General features: G+C 72.0%; 16 protein-coding genes and 1 pseudogene. 12 read left to right on the top strand and 5 right to left on the bottom strand.

The window, feature by feature from the left end; all coding sequences use genetic code 11:
• The 8 genes and pseudogenes from AC38ZX_RS09325 to AC38ZX_RS09290 all read left to right on the top strand — a co-directional run bounded on the left by AC38ZX_RS09325 (position 1) and on the right by AC38ZX_RS09290 (position 9,042).
• Positions 1-1,020, top strand: a complete 1,020-nt coding sequence (locus tag AC38ZX_RS09325) for a hypothetical protein (RefSeq protein ID WP_491297065.1) — start codon at positions 1-3, stop codon at positions 1,018-1,020.
• 80 nt (positions 1,021-1,100) lie between these two features.
• A complete protein-coding gene (locus tag AC38ZX_RS09320; RefSeq protein ID WP_491297348.1) occupies positions 1,101-2,735 on the top strand; it encodes an MGH1-like glycoside hydrolase domain-containing protein in 1,635 nt (544 codons plus the stop codon).
• A gap of 10 nt (positions 2,736-2,745) precedes the next feature.
• Positions 2,746-3,000, top strand: a pseudogene (locus AC38ZX_RS09315) (glycogen debranching enzyme); the annotation flags it as partial.
• Positions 3,001-3,331: 331 nt separating this feature from the next.
• The gene (gene glgX / locus AC38ZX_RS09310) at positions 3,332-4,891 is read left to right on the top strand and encodes a glycogen debranching protein GlgX (protein WP_491297064.1); all 1,560 of its coding nucleotides are present in this window, start codon (positions 3,332-3,334) and stop codon (positions 4,889-4,891) included.
• 407 nt (positions 4,892-5,298) lie between these two features.
• On the top strand, positions 5,299-6,426 hold the full coding sequence (locus AC38ZX_RS09305; RefSeq protein ID WP_491297063.1) for an ABC transporter substrate-binding protein: 1,128 nt from the start codon (positions 5,299-5,301) through the stop codon (positions 6,424-6,426).
• A gap of 32 nt (positions 6,427-6,458) precedes the next feature.
• Complete coding sequence (locus tag AC38ZX_RS09300) at positions 6,459-7,214, top strand: ABC transporter ATP-binding protein (RefSeq protein ID WP_426595912.1); 756 nt, start codon at positions 6,459-6,461, stop codon at positions 7,212-7,214.
• Complete coding sequence (locus tag AC38ZX_RS09295) at positions 7,204-8,124, top strand: ABC transporter permease (RefSeq protein WP_426595537.1); 921 nt, start codon at positions 7,204-7,206, stop codon at positions 8,122-8,124. The genes AC38ZX_RS09300 and AC38ZX_RS09295 overlap by 11 nt, the downstream gene beginning before the upstream one ends.
• Before the next feature lie 93 nt (positions 8,125-8,217).
• Entirely contained in the window at positions 8,218-9,042 is an 825-nt protein-coding gene (locus AC38ZX_RS09290; RefSeq protein WP_491297062.1) for an alpha/beta fold hydrolase, read from the top strand.
• 1 nt (position 9,043) lies between these two features.
• Here the strand turns inward: AC38ZX_RS09290 and AC38ZX_RS09285 are convergent, their stop codons facing one another.
• Together AC38ZX_RS09285 and AC38ZX_RS09280 are read right to left on the bottom strand one after the other, a co-directional pair.
• Positions 9,044-9,733, bottom strand: a complete 690-nt coding sequence (locus tag AC38ZX_RS09285; RefSeq protein WP_491297061.1) for an esterase/lipase family protein — start codon at positions 9,731-9,733, stop codon at positions 9,044-9,046.
• 79 nt (positions 9,734-9,812) lie between these two features.
• Positions 9,813-10,259, bottom strand: coding sequence for a MarR family winged helix-turn-helix transcriptional regulator (locus tag AC38ZX_RS09280; RefSeq protein WP_491297060.1), 447 nt, complete (start codon positions 10,257-10,259; stop codon positions 9,813-9,815).
• A gap of 48 nt (positions 10,260-10,307) precedes the next feature.
• Here AC38ZX_RS09280 and AC38ZX_RS09275 point away from each other — a divergent pair, with 48 nt between their 5' ends.
• Positions 10,308-10,511 (top strand): hypothetical protein, encoded by a 204-nt coding sequence (locus tag AC38ZX_RS09275; RefSeq protein ID WP_491297058.1) that lies wholly within the window; start codon positions 10,308-10,310, stop codon positions 10,509-10,511.
• Between the two features lie 10 nt (positions 10,512-10,521).
• On the opposite strand, the gene AC38ZX_RS09270 is transcribed toward AC38ZX_RS09275, so the two are convergent.
• On the bottom strand, positions 10,522-10,671 hold the full coding sequence (locus AC38ZX_RS09270) for a response regulator transcription factor (RefSeq protein ID WP_491297347.1): 150 nt from the start codon (positions 10,669-10,671) through the stop codon (positions 10,522-10,524).
• Between the two features lie 1,045 nt (positions 10,672-11,716).
• Positions 11,717-12,991, bottom strand: coding sequence for a hypothetical protein (locus AC38ZX_RS09265; RefSeq protein ID WP_491297057.1), 1,275 nt, complete (start codon positions 12,989-12,991; stop codon positions 11,717-11,719).
• 171 nt (positions 12,992-13,162) lie between these two features.
• Between AC38ZX_RS09265 and AC38ZX_RS09260 the strand changes: the two genes are divergently transcribed.
• The 3 genes from AC38ZX_RS09260 to AC38ZX_RS09250 all read left to right on the top strand — a co-directional run bounded on the left by AC38ZX_RS09260 (position 13,163) and on the right by AC38ZX_RS09250 (position 14,322).
• A complete protein-coding gene (locus tag AC38ZX_RS09260) occupies positions 13,163-13,306 on the top strand; it encodes a hypothetical protein (RefSeq protein WP_491297056.1) in 144 nt (47 codons plus the stop codon).
• 214 nt (positions 13,307-13,520) lie between these two features.
• On the top strand, positions 13,521-13,979 hold the full coding sequence (locus tag AC38ZX_RS09255; protein WP_491297055.1) for a DUF6325 family protein: 459 nt from the start codon (positions 13,521-13,523) through the stop codon (positions 13,977-13,979).
• Positions 13,980-14,025: 46 nt separating this feature from the next.
• Positions 14,026-14,322 (top strand): SHOCT domain-containing protein, encoded by a 297-nt coding sequence (locus AC38ZX_RS09250; RefSeq protein ID WP_491297054.1) that lies wholly within the window; start codon positions 14,026-14,028, stop codon positions 14,320-14,322.
• 71 nt (positions 14,323-14,393) lie between these two features.
• Here the strand turns inward: AC38ZX_RS09250 and pyk are convergent, their stop codons facing one another.
• Positions 14,394-15,830 (bottom strand): pyruvate kinase, encoded by a 1,437-nt coding sequence (gene pyk / locus AC38ZX_RS09245; protein ID WP_426595529.1) that lies wholly within the window; start codon positions 15,828-15,830, stop codon positions 14,394-14,396.
• Positions 15,831-15,919 lie beyond the last annotated feature (89 nt).

Genomic DNA, 15,919 nt, shown 5'->3' with positions numbered 1-15,919 from the left:
GTGGGTGCCGAGCGCGACCGGGTCGACACGTTCGGCCGCCTGGAGGACGGCCTCCTGCAAGCGGGCGACTGGTACCACTGGGGTCCTTACCTCAGTGAGCGGCAGTGGGGCACGGTCCGCGAGGACTACAGCGCCGACGGCGAGGCGTGGGACCACTTCCCGCACGAGCACGCCCGGTCGCGGACGTACCGGTGGGGCGAGGACGGCATGGCGGGGTTCAGCGACATCCAGCAACGGCTGTGCCTGTCGCTCGCGCTCTGGAACGGCGTCGACCCGATCCTCAAGGAACGGATGTTCGGCCTCACAGGGAACGAGGGCAACCACGGGGAGGACGTCAAGGAGTACTGGTGGTTCACCGACGCCCTGCCCAGCCATGCGCTCAACCGTTGGCGCTACCACTACCCGCAGGTCGCGTTCCCGTACGACGACCTGGTCGCCGAGAACGGTCGCCGCGACAAGCACCAGCCCGAGTACGAGCTGCTGGACACCGGCGCGTTCGACGAGGACCGGTTCTGGATCGTCGAGGTCGAGTACGCCAAGGACGCTCCCGACGACGTCCTCATGTCTGTGCGGGTCACCAACGCGGGCCCGGACCCCGCGGTGCTGCACGTCCTGCCGACCGTCTGGTTCCGCAACACCTGGTCGTGGGGCGACGACGAGCCCGTCCCCCAGCTACGGGCGGGCGCGGGCACCATCGACATCGACCACCCGGTGTTCGGTGACCTGGAGCTGTCGTCGGCCCCGGCCCCGACGGCGTGGCGCCGCCCCTGCTGTTCTGCGACAACGAGACCAACGCGGCCAGGCTCTTCGGCGCCGAGGCGAGCCCCGCGTACCCGAAGGACGGGATCAACGACCACGTCCTGCGCGGCGCACCGACGGTCAACCCGGCGGGCACGGGCACCAAGGCCTCGGCCTGGTACCAGGTCGAGGCGGCGTCCGGGCAGACGGTCGAGCTCCGCCTGCGGCTGCGCGCCCGCGGCGGACCACCCGACGCGGTCGGCCCGTCGTTCGACGCGGTGACCGCCTTGCGTGGCGCGGAGGCCGACGAGTTCTACGCCGAGCTGACCCCCGCGGGGAGCACGGCCGACGAGGCGCTCGTCATGCGGCAGGCGTTCGCGGGGATGCTCTGGTCCAAGCAGCTGTACAGCTACGACGTCGCGCGCTGGCTCGACGGCGACCCGGGCCAGCCGGTGCCTCCCGCGTCGCGCAAGACCGGCCGGAACAGCCGATGGCGCAGCTTCGACGCGTTCGACATCATGTCGATGCCCGACACCTGGGAGTATCCGTGGTTCGCGGCCTGGGACCTCGCGTTCCACTGCGTCGCCCTCGCCCACGTCGACCCCGCGTTCGCCAAGTACCAGCTCATCCTCATCTGCCGCGAGTGGTTCCAGCACCCCAGCGGGGCGCTGCCCGCGTACGAGTGGTCGTTCGACGACCTGAACCCGCCGGTCCAGGCGTGGGCCGCCCTCGAGGTGTTCGCGGTCGACGGCGCCACCGACCTCGACTTCCTGCGGCGGGTGTTCGACAAGCTGCTCGTCAACTTCACGTGGTGGGTCAACCGCGAGGACGCCGACGGCACCAACCTGTTCGAGGGCGGGTTCCTCGGGCTGGACAACATCGGCCCGATCGACCGCGACAGGCTGCCTGTCAAGGGCACGCTCGAGCAGTCCGACGCGACCGCCTGGATGGCCCTGTACTCCCTGCACATGGCGACCATGGCGTTCGTCCTGCACCGCAAGGGCAAGCAGCCCACGCAGGACCTGACCATCAAGTTCCTGGAGCACTACGCCCTCATCAAGAACGCCCTGGACGGGAAGGACCTGTGGGACGAGACCGACGGGTTCTTCTACGACCGGATCGAGCTGGACGACGGCGAGCGCATCCCGGTCAAGGTGCGGTCGATGGTCGGGGTGCTGCCCGTGCTCGCCGGTGTGGTGATCGACGAACCCCTGATCGCCGAGGTCGGCATCCTGGGCAAGGGCTTCGCGCGGCTGCTCGGCGACGCGCTCGACCCGGCGAACCTCGCGCCGGGTACCGGCTCCGTCCGCGGCGCACCGGGTGAGCGCCGCATGCTCGTCGGCGTCGTGGGTGTGGACCGCATCGAACGCCTCTTCGCGCGGCTCTTCGACGAGGGCGAGTTCCTCTCGCCCTACGGTCTGCGGGCGGTCTCGGCAGCCCACCGCGATCATCCGTACGTGCTCGAGATCGGGGAGCTCACCGCGAGCATCGACTACGAGCCCGCCGAGTCGACCACGGCGATGTTCGGCGGCAACTCCAACTGGCGCGGCCCGGTGTGGTTCCCGCTGAACTACCTGCTGGCCAGCTCGATCAAGGTCTACGGCACGTTCTTCGGGGACGACGTGCGGATCGAGTTCCCCACCGGCTCGGGGGTGCACAAGACGCTCACCGAGATCGCCGACGACCTGCGGACCCGACTGATCTCGCTCTTCACGCTCGACGACCACGGGCGCAGACCCTGCTACGGGTTCGTCCAGGAGTTCTGGCACAACCCGCACTGGCAGGGGCTCGTGCAGTTCAACGAGTACTTCCACGGCGACAACGGTGCGGGCCTGGGTGCCACCCACCAGACCGGCTGGACCGGCGTCGTCGCGGACCTGATCCGGCGTCGGCCGGGGTCCGGGGTCGCCTCGCTGAGCGACCTCCTGCACATCACCGTCGCCGCGCCGGCCGACCAGCAGGCGGAACCCACTTCCGCGGGGCCCCCGACGTCGTGAGGATCGGACCATGAGCGCCGCCGCCGTCATCCCGACCGTCCGGTCCACGCCCGGGTCCGCCTTCCCCCTCGGTGCCACGCTCCTGCCCGGCGGGACCAACTTCGCCGTGGCGTCGGACATCGCCACGGGCATGGTCCTGTGCCTGTTCGACGCCGACGGGGCCGAGCACCAGGTGCCGCTGCTCGACAACGACGCCGGTGTCTGGCACGCGTTCGTCCCGGGCGTCGAGGCCGGCACGGCGTACGGCTTCCGGGCGACGGGCCCGTGGGACCCCTCCCGCGGGCTGCGCTGCAACCCTGCCAAGCTCCTGCTCGACCCCTACGCACGTGCGATCAGCGGCGACGTCGGGTTCGGGCCGGAGGTGCTCGGGTACACGGTCGGGGATCCCGATGTGCCCAGCCTGCTCGACTCGGCCGGGCACGTGCCACGCAGCATCGTGGTCGACCGGTCGTTCGACTGGGAGGGCGACGTCCACCCGGGCACCAACTACGCCGACACCGTCTTCTACGAGGCCCACCCGAAGGGCCTGACGGCGCTGCACCCGGACGTGCCCGCCGAGTCTGCGTGGCACGTACGCGGCCCTCGGGCACCCCGCCGTGATCGCGCACCTGGTCGACCTGGGCGTGACCGCGGTCGAGCTGCTCCCGGTGCACCACAGCGTCCCGGAGGAGTTCCTCGCCCGGAGCGGGCGCACCAACTACTGGGGCTACAACACGATCGGCTACCTGGCGCCGCACGAGGCGTACTCGGCCCACGCCCGCGCCGGTGTGGTCGGGGGGCAGGTGGCCGAGTTCAAGACGATGGTCAAGCGTCTGCACGCGGCCGGTCTGGAGGTCATCCTCGACGTCGTCTTCAACCACACGGCGGAGGGCGGTTCCGGCGGCCCGACGCTGTGCCACCGCGGCATCGACAACCCCGCGTACTACCGGTTGAGCCCCACAGACCCGCGGTCGTACTACGACACGACCGGCACGGGGAACTCGCTCAACGTCGACCATGCGACCACCTTGCGGCTGATCATGGACTCGCTGCGGTACTGGATCCTCGAGATGCACGTCGACGGCTTCCGGTTCGACCTCGCGACGACCCTCGCGCGCGAGGACGGCAGCTTCGAGCGGACGGCCTCGTTCTTCGACCTGATCACGCAGGACCCGGTCGTCGGTCGGACCAAGCTGATCGCGGAGCCCTGGGACGTGGGGCAGGCGGACAGCTACAGCCTCGGGCGGTTCCCGCCGCTGTGGAGCGAGTGGAACGGGCGGTACCGCGACAGCGTGCGTGACTTCTGGCGCGGCACGGACGGGATGCTCGGCGAGCTCGCCACGCGCCTGTCCGGCTCGTCCGACCTGTTCGGCGGGTCGGTCCGTCGCCCGTCCGCCTCCGTCAACCTGGTCACGGTCCATGACGGCTTCACGCTGCGCGACCTCGTCAGCTACGACGGCAAGCACAACGAGGCGAACCTTGAGCAGAACCGTGACGGGACCAGCGACAACCGCTCCTGGAACAGCGGCGCGGAGGGCCCCACGGGCGACTCGGCGGTCACGGCCCTGCGCGGGCTGCGGTCCCGGGCGATCCTGACGACGCTGCTGATGTCGCTGGGCGCCCCGCTGCTGCTGGCCGGCGACGAGCTGGGCCGGACGCAGGGCGGCAACAACAACGCCTACTGCCAGGACGGCCCGATGACCTGGGTCGACTGGGCCGGTGCGGACGCGGAGCTGCTGGCCTTCACGCGCAAGGCGATCGCCCTGCGTCGGACGCACCCGGTCCTGCGCCGACGTCGGTTCCTCACCGGTGCGCAGACCGAGGAGATCGGGTGGTACTCCCCGACCGGTCGGTTCATGACCGGCGCGGACTGGTCCGACTCCCGAGCCCGCTGCGTCGCGGTCTACCTCGACGGCGCCGACGCCCCCGACCGGGACGACCAGGGGCGCCCGCTCGTCGACTCCGACCTGCTGCTGCTGGTGAACGGCTGGTCCCAGGCAGTGCGCTTCACGCTGCCGGACCCGCGCCCCGGGGCCTCCTGGACCGCCAGGCTCGACTCCGCCGATCCCACCGGCGAACCGACGGACGCCGCGCCGCGCGGCGCGGGCGCCGATCTCTGGGTCCCGGGGTGGTCGGTGCTCGTCCTGACGAGTCCCGTCCCCGCGCCGACACCGTGACACGTCAGCAAGTATCAAATTCCGACCCGCTTAGTCCAATATTCGAGACGAGGGTGTCGCCGAGGACCCGGGACCGCCATCCTCGTCACATGCAGACCCGCCGCGCCGCCTCGACGTGTTGTCACGTCGTCATGGCTCCCGCGTGCCCCTGCTGTCCGCGGAGCATCTGAACCCCCGGCCCCGTCCCCCTCGGCCGCGCGTTCATCGCCCGGCCCCGGTCTCGACGTCGGCCTGGCAGGACCGCGACCACCCCCGTCCCCCGCGGAGGAAACGCCTCATGGCGTCCACCTTGTTCGTTGCTGCTCGAGCTCCTCGTGACGCTGCGCGCGCGCGATGTCGGCGATGTCTGCCGATCACCGACCGCCGCACGCGCTGACCGACCGACTCGAGAACCAAGGACTCCCGACATGACTGCTCGCCCCGCGCCCCGCGCGCGCCGCCTCGCCGCCACCCTGACGACCCTGCTCACCGCCGCCGCGCTCGCGTCGCTCGGCGCGTGCTCCTCCGACTCGACCGCCGACGCGGCCGGCGCCCCCAGCGCCTCCGGGAACGCCGCCGCCCCCCTCGCCGAGGCCTCCGAGCTGCGTCTCGGCTACTTCGCCAACCTGACCCACGCGCTCCCGCTCATCGGCGTCGACAACGGCACATACCAGAAGACGCTCGGGGACACGAAGCTCACACCGACGATCTTCAACGCCGGTCCCGCGGCCGTGGAGGCGCTGCTCGGGGGCGCGATCGACGCCGCGTACGTCGGTCCGAACCCGGCCATCAACGCCTTCTCGCAGTCCAAGGGCGAGGCCATCCGGATCGTCGCGGGCGCCACGTCCGCCGGCGCCCAGCTGGTCGTCAACGACAAGATCAAGACCGCGGCCGACCTCAAGGGCAAGACGCTGGCGACGCCGCAGCTGGGCAACACCCAGGACGTCGCCCTGCGCTTCTGGCTCACGGGCCAGAAGCTCACCAGCTCGCTCACGGGTGCGCCGTCCGACGTCACGATCGTGCCGCAGGACAACGCCCAGACGCTCGACACCTTCAAGGCGGGCCAGGTGGACGGCGGCTGGCTGCCCGAGCCGTGGTCGTCGCGGCTGGTCGACGCGGGCGGGCACGTCCTCGTCGACGAGAAGGACCTGTGGCCCGGTGGCGACTTCGTCACCACGCACCTGATCGTCTCGACCGACTTCCTGAAGAAGTACCCGGGCACGGTCAGGAAACTCATCGAGGCCGAGTACGCCACGAACGTCTGGGTGACCGCGAACTCCGACGCCGCGAAGACCGAGGCCAACTCGGCCATCGAGAAGCTCACGACCAAGCCGCTCTCGCAGGCCGTGCTCGACCGGGCGTGGGCCAACCTGACCCCGACGCTCGACCCGATCGCGTCCAGCCTCCAGACGTCGGCCGACCACGGCGTGGCGGTGGGCACCTCGAAGAAGACGGACCTCACCGGTATCTACGACCTGACGCTCCTCAACGAGGTGCTGAAGGAGAACAACGAGAAGCCGGTGGACGACGCCGGGTTGGGAGCTGACGGAAAGTGACCACCACCGCGACGGCGGCCGGCGGCCCGGGCATCGATGCCCCGGCCGCCGTTGCGGCGCGCCTCACCGACGTCACCCAGCACTTCGGCGAGGCCTCGCGCCCGCCCGTGCTGGAGCACATCGACCTCACGGTCCATCCCGGCGAGTTCGTCTGCCTGCTCGGCGCCTCCGGGTGCGGCAAGTCGACGCTGCTCTCGCTCGTCGCGGGCCTGGACAAGCCGGTCTCCGGCCAGGTGGAGGTACCCGGCGGGCGTCCGGCGCTCATGTTCCAGGAGCCCGCGCTCTACCCGTGGCTGTCCGCGGGGGCGAACATCGAGCTCGCGCTGCGGCTGCGCGGCGTGCCCCGCAAGGAGCGCAAGACCGAGGCTGCACGGCTGCTCTCGCTGGTCCGGCTCGACGGAGCCGCGCCCAAGCGGGTGCACGAGCTGTCGGGCGGCATGCGCCAGCGTGTCGCCCTCGCCCGCGCGCTCGCGCAAGAGGGCGACCTGCTCCTGATGGACGAGCCGTTCGCGGCGCTCGACGCGATCACGCGCGACGTCCTGCACGAAGAGCTCACCCGCATCTGGTCCGAGACCGGCCGCGCCGTGATCTTCGTGACCCACAACGTCCGGGAGGCCGTCCGGCTCGGGCAGCGTGTCGTCCTGCTCTCGTCGCGACCCGGCCGGGTGGTCCGCGAGTGGCGCGTCGACATCCCGCAGCCGCGCCGCATCGAGGACCACGACGTGTCCGCGCTCAGCGCCGAGATCACGGAGCACCTGCGTCAGGAGATCGCTCGCCATGGCCACTGACACCCACGCACCGGGCACGGTCCGGTCGACCGAGACACCCTCCGAGAGCGCGCTGGCCGCCGGTCTCGACGCGCTCGAGACGCCGATCAGCGTCGACCGGCCGTCGTTCCTGCGCGCGACCTGGCGTTCCGCCTGGCCGGTGCTCGCCGCCCTCGTCGCGATCGTGGTCGTGTGGCAGGTCGCGTACTCGCTCGAGCTCAAGCCGCCGTACGCGTTGCCGAGCCCCTCCGACGTGTGGCAGACCCTGCTCAACGGCATCCAGGACGGCTCCGCCTGGCGCGCGATCCGCAGCAGCGTCGAGCGCGCCGCCGTCGGCTTCGTCATGTCGGTGGTGGTGGGCGTCGCGATCGGCGTCGCCCTCGCCGCCTCTCCGCTGCTGCGGCGCGCGTTCGGGCCGATCATCACGGGCCTGCAGTCGCTGCCGTCCGTGGCGTGGGTGCCGGCCGCGATCATCTGGTTCGGCCTGACCAACGCGACGATGTACGCCGTCGTCCTGCTGGGTGCGGTGCCGTCGATCGTCAACGGCCTGCTCGCCGGGACCGACCAGGTACCGCCCCTGTTCCTGCGCGTCGGCCAGGTGCTCGGCGCCCGCGGCTGGACCCGCATCCGCTACGTGCTGCTGCCCGCCGCGCTCCCGGGATTCCTCGGCGGTCTGAAGCAGGGCTGGGCGTTCGCGTGGCGGTCCCTGATGGCGGCCGAGCTGATCACCCAGACCATCGGCGGCGGCCTCGGGCAGCTGCTCGACCTGGGCCGCGCCACCAGCGACATGTCGCTCGTGATCGCGTCGATCTTCCTCATCTTCCTGGTGGGCATCGCGATCGAGCTGGCGGTGTTCGCACCGCTGGAACGGCGCGTGCTGCACTCGCGTGGTCTGACGGGCCAGACGTCGAGCACGAAGCGCCGCAGGTAGCGACGCGGGCCGGAGGCGGCGCAGGACACGCCGACCGGTTCCCGCTGAACACGAGTCCTCGATCTGGGAACCGGTCTCTGCCACGATCAGCACGTGACGAGCAGCGACCCGACCTGGTCCGAGGCCTACCTGACCCTCGACGGCCGCCAGGTGTACTACCGCCGGAGCCCTGACGTCGAGGGCATCCCGATCGTGCACATCCACGGGTTCGGCATCTCCGGCTCGTACCTGATGCCGACCGCGCGGCTGCTCACCGACCGCGGCCCCAACCTGGTCCCCGACATGCCGGGCTACGGCCGCAGCGAGCGCCCGGCGCACACGCTCGGCATCCCGGCCCTGGCCCACACGCTGCTCGAGATGCTGGACGTGCTCGGCTTCGAGAAGGTCATCCTCGTCGGCAACTCGATGGGCGCCGTCGTCAGCCTCGAGGTCGCGCACGCCGCACCCGAGCGCGTGCACCGGCTGATCCTCGTCTCGCCTGCGGGTGGGGTGCACAACCAGCCGCTGGGTCGCGCCCTCAAGCAGCTCGCCACGGACGGGGTACGCGAGAGCCCCAAGATGGCGCGGGTGGCCGTGCCGGACTACCTCAAGTTCGGACCGATCAACACGCTGAACCTGCTGGGCGAGCTGACCAGGTTCCCGTCCCTCGAACGGCTCGTCCGGGTGCCCGTCCCGTCGCTGGCGGTGATCGGCTCCAGGGACCCGTTGATGCCCGCGCCCCGACGCGTCCGCGAGGTCGGCAGCATCGCTCCGGCCCACGTGACGGTCGTGCTCATCGAGGGCGCGGCGCACGCGATCAACTTCAGCCACCCGGGTGAGCTCGCGCACGTGATCACGTCGTGGCTCGACGGCGAGGAGATCGTCGACGATCCCGACCAACCCGGTCTGACCCGGGTGCTCCGCCTGCCCCGCGGCTGACTCAAGGCAGCAGGAGCTCCAGCAGCAGCTCCTCGAGCTGCCGGTCCTCCAACGGCCGGAAGTGCCCCGGCGTTGCCAGGACGACGTCACGCGCACCGGGAAGGACGCTCCCCTCGGGGACGTGCGGATCCCAGTCGCTGTGCACCGAGACGATCCGCGCGTTGACCGCGGTCTCGGCGGCCAGGGCAGTGATCGTCGCGTCCGAGGGCACGAACGCCCGCACCGACGAGATCGGGATCCACCGCGCGTACCGCGACCCGGCGAACGGCGCGTTGACCGCGACCATGGTGGCGATGCGCCCGTCCGGGTCGTGCCGGAGCATCGCGAGCTTGCCCACCAGGCCGCCCTTGCTGTGTGCCACGAGCACCACGTCCCGCAGGTCGTGCTCGACGAGGTACGCGCCGAGCACCGCGGCCGTGTCGGCCACCGGTTGACGGTTGTAGCCGAGCGCGGGGATCGCGTGGACGCGGACCCCGTGGGCGAAGAGCCGCTCGGCCAACGGTCGCAGGAACTGCCAGGGCTCCCAGACGCCGGGCACGAGCACGACCGGGGGCCCGACGGGCTCGACGGGCGATCGGTAGGCGTCGTCTCCGCGGGCCGCGGCGAGCTGCCAGCGCAGCACGCTCGCGTAGTCCCGCACGCGCCACCACAGGTGCGGCGACGCGCTCGGGACGGGCAACGGGTCCGGCATGCGGCCATCGTGCCGTAGTGCACGGTCCGGGTCGACGTCCGGAGCTCGCGATGGCTGTCCCGACCCTGGGGGCGGCTGCTCAGGACGCCGCGGCGCAGGCGGCGACGAGCAGCTCGGCGGCACGACGGATCTCGTCGATCTGGGCCGGATCGAGCGCGAGCCGCTCGACCATCGTCGCCGGGATGGGCACCGCCAGCTCGCGCAGGTCGCGGCCGGCATCGGTGAGCACGAGGAGCAGAGCGCGCTCGTCGGCCGTGTCCCGCTCGCGCCGCAGCAGGCCCATCGCCTCCAGGCGCCGCACGAGCGGCGACGTCGTGGCGGCTTCGAGGTGCAGGTGGCCGGCCAGCTGGGTGAGCGAGATCGGGCCGTACTGCCAGAGCGCCAGCATGGCCAGGTACTGCGGGTGGGTGAGGCCCAGCGGCTCGAGCAGCGGTCGGTAGAACCCGACGAGGCTGCGCGCGGCGGCGGAGACGGTCAGGCAGACCTGCGCCTCGACCGCCAACGGGTCCGGTCGCTCGTCGGTCATCGACCCTCCTCGGGGGATATAGTTAGTGCACTAAGCATAGGAGACGACGTGACCGAGAAGCGCCGCAAGGACGCCACCGAATGGCTCCTCACCTACTTCGGGCCCGCGCAGGTGGGCAACATCCGCGGGCGACGCCGCCCACTCACGCCCGACGAGCGCGCCCGTGACGCGCAGCTGCGGCAGGAGTTCGAGCGGGTGGTCGGACCCGACGGACAGGCCTTCCTGGTGCAGCGGGCGCCGGAGCAGCCCTGACCCACGCCGATCAGGCAGGGATCAGGTGGATCGCGCGGGCCTTGCGGACGGCCTCGTTGCGGCGCGACGCACCAGCTTTGCGCAAGATGTTGCGCACGTGGGTGCGCACGGTGTTCACGGACACGAACATCGCCGCGGCGATCTCGTCGGTCGACAGCATGGCCGCCAGGTGCCCGAGCACCTCGCACTCCTTCTCGGTCAACGGCTCGACCAGGTCCCGGACCGACTCGTCGACCGGGAGCTCCGGCCGCGGTGCGGGACGCCGAGTGGGACGCGTGGACGGTCCCGCAGCCGGCACCTCGAGCAGGAGCCGTCGCACGTCGACGGACGCCTCACGGAACGGGCGGCGCAGCTGCTCGGGCGCGGCGAGGTCGAGCGCACGCTGCACGGCGCGTCGCGCCGCGGCCCGCTCCCCCAGGCTCAACCGTCGCGACGCCTCCAGCAGCCACCCCTCGACCCGCACCGCGAGCGAGGCGTCGGGCGCAGGGTGCGCCGACACGCCCGCCCACTCGGCGAGCCGCACCTGCCACAGCAGCCGTTGTGCGCCCTCACTGGTCGGATCGGCGACCGACGCGTGCCGGTCGAGCGCCGACCCCGGCCGGCCGCCCGCCAGGTCGAGCGCCCCGTGCTCCAGCAGCAGCAGGTCGGCCAGCCACGCCGACCCGGCCGGGGTCACGGCGAGCGCGTCGCGAGCGCCCTCGAGGTCGCCGGAGGCGCGCCGCAGGCGTGCCTCGAGCAGGGCCACCAGCGTGCCCGGCACCGGGTCGGCCGGCGTGATCGGGACGCGGCCCGCGCGACGCAGGTATGCGCGGGCGGCGTCGAGCTCGTCGCCCTCGAGGCTCGCCCAGGCCGACGCGATCTGCCCGGACGGGTCGACAGGGCCCGGCCCGGACTGCGCGCGGTCCGCGAGGGCCCGAGCCCCGCGCAGCTCGCCGCGGAGCGCCTCCACCAGCGCGAGCCGGCCGCGTCGGGACCCGATGCCCCGGTAGGCCAGGGCCGCCGCCTCGAGCCGCCCGAGCACCAGCAGCGCGTCGCCACGGAGGGCCTCGATCGCCGCGACGACGTCCGGCCGGTCCTGCATCGGCGGCCCGAGACGGTCGGCAGCGGCGACGACGCCGGCGGCATCCCCGCGCCCGGACGCGAGGACGACCTGGAGCAGCCCCAGCGCGACCTGCGAGTCCGGCGCGGGGCGCGCCTCGGCGACCTCAGCGGTCGCTCGCGTCACGTCGCCGCGGGCCGCCAAGGCGACGGCGCGCACGATCGCGGCGTCGACGCCGGGCGTGGACGCCGGGACCCGGGCCAGCGCAGCGACGCGCTCGGCGGGCAGGTGACCCCGCACCAGGTCGGCGACCACACCCCCCGCCACGGCGTACCGGGCGACCTCGTCCCAGGCGAGGGCGCGTGCCGCCTGTGAGGCGGCGTCGTTCCACCGACCCTCGCCGGCAAGCCATTCCCCGGCCCGCCGGTGCAGCACCCGGGCGCGCTCGGGATCTTCCGCGACGCTGGGCGTAGTGGAGCTCGCGGGCGAGGGGCGCCAGCACGAACGACCCCGACCGGCCCGGCGACTCCTCCACGAAGGCCTTCCCGAGCCGCTCGAGCGCTCGCACCGATCCTCCGAGCGCGCCCACCAGACCCGTCGGGAGGTCGTCGGCCACGCTGCAGTCGAGCAGCAGCCGACGCTCGGCGGGCGCGATCTGGTCGAGCACCTCGGCCCGCAGGTACGCGGCGACCGACCCGCTCGCCGCGGAGACCTCACCCGTCCACGAGCCGGCCCCCGACCGCTGGGCGTCGAGCATCGCGAGCCGCACTCCGGCGACCCAGCCGCGCGTGCGCGCGTGCAGCGCTCGCGCGCCGTCGGCCGACAGGGTCAGCCGGGCGTGGTCGAGGAGCGCCCCGACCTCCTCGGGGCGGAACGCGAGGTCCGTCGCGTCGAGCTCGGTGACCGCGCCCTCGAGGCGATAGCGATGCACGGGCACCGGCGGGTCCACGCGGCTGACGATGACGAGCCGGAGCCGCCCCGGGGCCTGCCGCAGGACACGCTCGAGCCCCTCTGCGAGGTCCGCGGGGACCGCGCCGCCGACGTCGAGCACGAGGACGACGGGCTCCGGGTGCGCGGCGACGTGCGCGGCGAGCATCGTCGAGAAGGCCGCTCCCCCTGCGGCTCCATCGCCGAGCGACACGAGCGCGGGGACCCGCACGCCGGTGCGGCGCAGTGCGGCGACGATCGGCACCCAGGGCGCGGCCCCGACCAGGTCGGCCGCGTCGAGCGTCACCCAGCCGACCGGCCCGGGCACCTGCGCGGCCCAGGTGGCGACAGCCACGGTCTTCCCGGAGCCCGCGGGGCCCACCACGAGCGTCAGCGGGACCTCGGCCGCGAGCATCGCCGTCAACCGTGGGCGCACCACCAGGCGCCCGACCGGCGCGGGGAGGTCGGTCTGCCGACCGATGCTCGCCGGGCCACCTCGAAGCGTGCTGCCCATGGCCGCCCATCTCCTCGCGCGTGACCCGACGACGGGGACGAGCGCGGACCTCGGTGCCCCCTGGCGAGACCGTCCGTGGCCAGTCAAGCCCTCGGGGCGAACCGCGGCAAGAGCGCTGACACCCGGCAGCCGGGGAGGACGACACATCCGCACCTGCGAGCCACGCGGGGCGTGCTGCTCGGCCTCATGCAGGCCGCCGCGATGATCGCCGTCGCCTTCTTCCCGCTCGTCCTGCTGCACCAGGGGTGGACGTACCACGTGTTCCGCGCCCGGGTGCGCACCGAGGACCTCGAGCATGAGGACGCGCACTACTGAAATGCCCGGATGGCCGCTGGAACGGCTGGTACGCCACGCACGTCCACCTGCGCGGACGGTGCCGTGGACCGTCCGGGCGAACCGTGCCTGTGAGGCTGCCGTTGTCGGCACTCGTGAGCCGATTTGCGCGCTAAGGTCGCAATGTTCCGCCCGAAGGTCGACTGTCCGGGGCATGAGCGCTGGGCACGACTGTGCGACGAAAGGACTGCCCACCATGACCGACGATCTCGCCGGCCTCGAGAGCCTCGAAGAGACGGGTCCCATCGACTATCTCGTCATCGAGTTCCCCCGGACCAACTTCACCGGCGAAGCATTCCCGCTGCTTCTCGACCTCGTCGACAACAAGACCATCCGGATCCTCGACCTGGTGTTCGTCCTGAAGGACGAGGAGGGCAACGTCGGCGCGATCGAGCTCGACCAGCTCGACGGCGGTGGTTTCGACCTGACCGTGTTCGCGGGCGTGCACTCCGGGCTGATCGGTGACGACGACGTCGCAGAGGCCGGTGAGGCGCTGCTCCCCAGCACCGCCGCCGCCGTGATCGTGTTCGAGAACGTGTGGGCGGCACCCTTCGCCGCCGCCGTGCGCCGAGCCGGCGGCCAGCTCGTCGCCAGCGGCCGCATCCCCGTCCAGGCGATCCTCGCGTCCTTGGACGAGATCGAGGCCGCCGATTAGGTACCCCGGGTTCCCCGGGAAACGTCGTCGAGAGAGGTAGGAAGACATGCCCAGATTGATGCGCACCGTCGCCAGGACGGCCGTCGTCGCCGGCACCGCCACCGCGGTGTCCAACCGCGTGTCCCGTCGTCAGGCGGGCCGCTGGAACGACCAGGCCGACCAGCAGGCGGCCCAGCAGGCCCCGCAGTACGCCGAGCCGCAGTACGCGCCCCCGCCCCCCGCCCCCGTGGCAAGCACGGACGACAAGCTTCGCGCAGCTCGCGCAGCTTGGGCACTGCGTGACTCGGGCGTCCTGACGGACATCGAGTTCGAGGTGCAGAAGAACAAGATCCTCACCGCCTGACACGCTGCACCACTCACGACGAGGGGCCCGGTGATCGCTCTCCGGGCCCCTCGTCGGTGTGTGTGCAGGTGTCAGGCGACGCGGCCGTTCGCCCGCTCGTCGTCACCGATCTTGTGCACGACGATCGAGTTGGTCGAGCCGACCACGCCGACCGGTGCACCGGCGACGACGACGACGTAGTCGCCCACCTCGGCCAGGCCGTTGGCACGCAGGGTCGAGTCGACCTGGTTGACCATCTCGTCCGTGCTCTCGACCGACGGCGACCGGTAGGTCTGCACGCCCCAGCTGAGCGAGAGCGTGTTGCGGACGTCCTCGACGGGCGTGAACGCCAGCAGCGGGATGGCCGAGCGCAGCCGCGACATGCGCCGCGCCGAGTCGCCCGACTGCGTGAACGTCACGAGGTACTTGACGTCGAGCGTCTCGCCGATCTCGGCCGCGGCACGAGTGATCGCACCGCCGCGCGTGTGCGGCGTGGAACCCAGGGGTGCCATCCGCTCGCGGCCCATCTCCTCGGTGGCCTCGATGATCCGCGCCATGGTCCGCACGGTCTCGATCGGGTAGTCGCCCACGGACGTCTCGCCGGAGAGCATGACCGCGTCGGCACCGTCGAGGACCGCGTTGGCGCAGTCGGAGGTCTCGGCGCGCGTCGGGCGCGGGTTCGTCGTCATGGACTCGAGCACCTGCGTAGCGACGATGACCGGCTTCGCGTTGCGGCGGGCCAGCTCGACCGCGCGCTTCTGGACGAGCGGAACCTGCTCGAGGGGCAGCTCGACGCCCAGGTCACCGCGGGCGACCATGATCCCGTCGAACGCGGCGACGATCTCGGCCAGGTTCTCCACGGCCTGCGGCTTCTCGATCTTGGCGATGACCGGGACGACCCGGTTCTCCTCCTCCATGATCCGGCGCACGTCGGTGTAGTCCTCGGCCGACCGGACGAACGACAGCGCGATGATGTCGGCGCCGACGCGCAGGGCCCAGCGCAGGTCGTCCTCGTCCTTGTCGCTCATGGCCGGCACGGACACGGCGACGCCGGGCAGGTTCAGGCCCTTGTTGTTCGACACGGGGCCGGGGACCTCGACGCGGGTGACCACGTCGGAACCCTCGACGGCGGTGACGCGGACCAGCACCTTGCCGTCGTCGATGAGGATCGGGTCGCCCACGCGCGCGTCGTCGGTCAGGCCCTTGTGCGTCGTGGAGACACGCTCCTTGGTGCCCTCGACGTCGTCAGTCGTGATGGTGAACACGTCGCCGACCGCGAGGTTGTGCTTGCCGTCGATGAACCGGCCGAGCCGGATCTTCGGGCCCTGGAGATCGACCAGGACCGCGACGGAGCGGCCGGAGGACTTCGCTGCGGCACGGACGTTGTCGTACACCCGCTGGTGGACCTCGGTGTCGCCGTGGCTGCGGTTGAGCCGCGCCACGTCCATCCCGGCGTCGACGAGGGCCTGGATCTGCTCCGCGGACTCCGTAGCAGGGCCGATGGTGCAGACGATCTTTGCTCTACGCATGGGGCGAGCCTATGCCTTCCGTGATCATGTACTTCTCGTGGCCGTGACCGCACGCCCCGGTCCGGCCCCCAGGGCCGGGCAGTTGTCGA

It is taken from the genome of Cellulomonas sp. McL0606 (genome assembly GCF_058248365.1).
Note: the sequence above shows the minus strand (reverse complement) of the source record. Positions and strands in the feature narration are given on the sequence as shown.

Coding starts and splice junctions, on each gene's coding strand:
- AC38ZX_RS09285 (WP_491297061.1), bottom strand. CDS start 9,733: ATGCCGGACCCGTTGCCCGTCCCGAGCGCGTCGCCGCACCTGTGGTGG.
- AC38ZX_RS09270 (WP_491297347.1), bottom strand. CDS start 10,671: ATGCTGTCGACCGACGAGATCGCCGCGGCGATGTTCGTGTCCGTGAAC.
- AC38ZX_RS09305 (WP_491297063.1), top strand. CDS start 5,299: ATGACTGCTCGCCCCGCGCCCCGCGCGCGCCGCCTCGCCGCCACCCTG.
- AC38ZX_RS09265 (WP_491297057.1), bottom strand. CDS start 12,991: ATGGGCAGCACGCTTCGAGGTGGCCCGGCGAGCATCGGTCGGCAGACC.
- AC38ZX_RS09320 (WP_491297348.1), top strand. CDS start 1,101: ATGCGGCAGGCGTTCGCGGGGATGCTCTGGTCCAAGCAGCTGTACAGC.
- AC38ZX_RS09255 (WP_491297055.1), top strand. CDS start 13,521: ATGACCGACGATCTCGCCGGCCTCGAGAGCCTCGAAGAGACGGGTCCC.
- pyk (WP_426595529.1), bottom strand. CDS start 15,830: ATGCGTAGAGCAAAGATCGTCTGCACCATCGGCCCTGCTACGGAGTCC.
- AC38ZX_RS09295 (WP_426595537.1), top strand. CDS start 7,204: ATGGCCACTGACACCCACGCACCGGGCACGGTCCGGTCGACCGAGACA.
- AC38ZX_RS09250 (WP_491297054.1), top strand. CDS start 14,026: ATGCCCAGATTGATGCGCACCGTCGCCAGGACGGCCGTCGTCGCCGGC.
- AC38ZX_RS09280 (WP_491297060.1), bottom strand. CDS start 10,259: ATGACCGACGAGCGACCGGACCCGTTGGCGGTCGAGGCGCAGGTCTGC.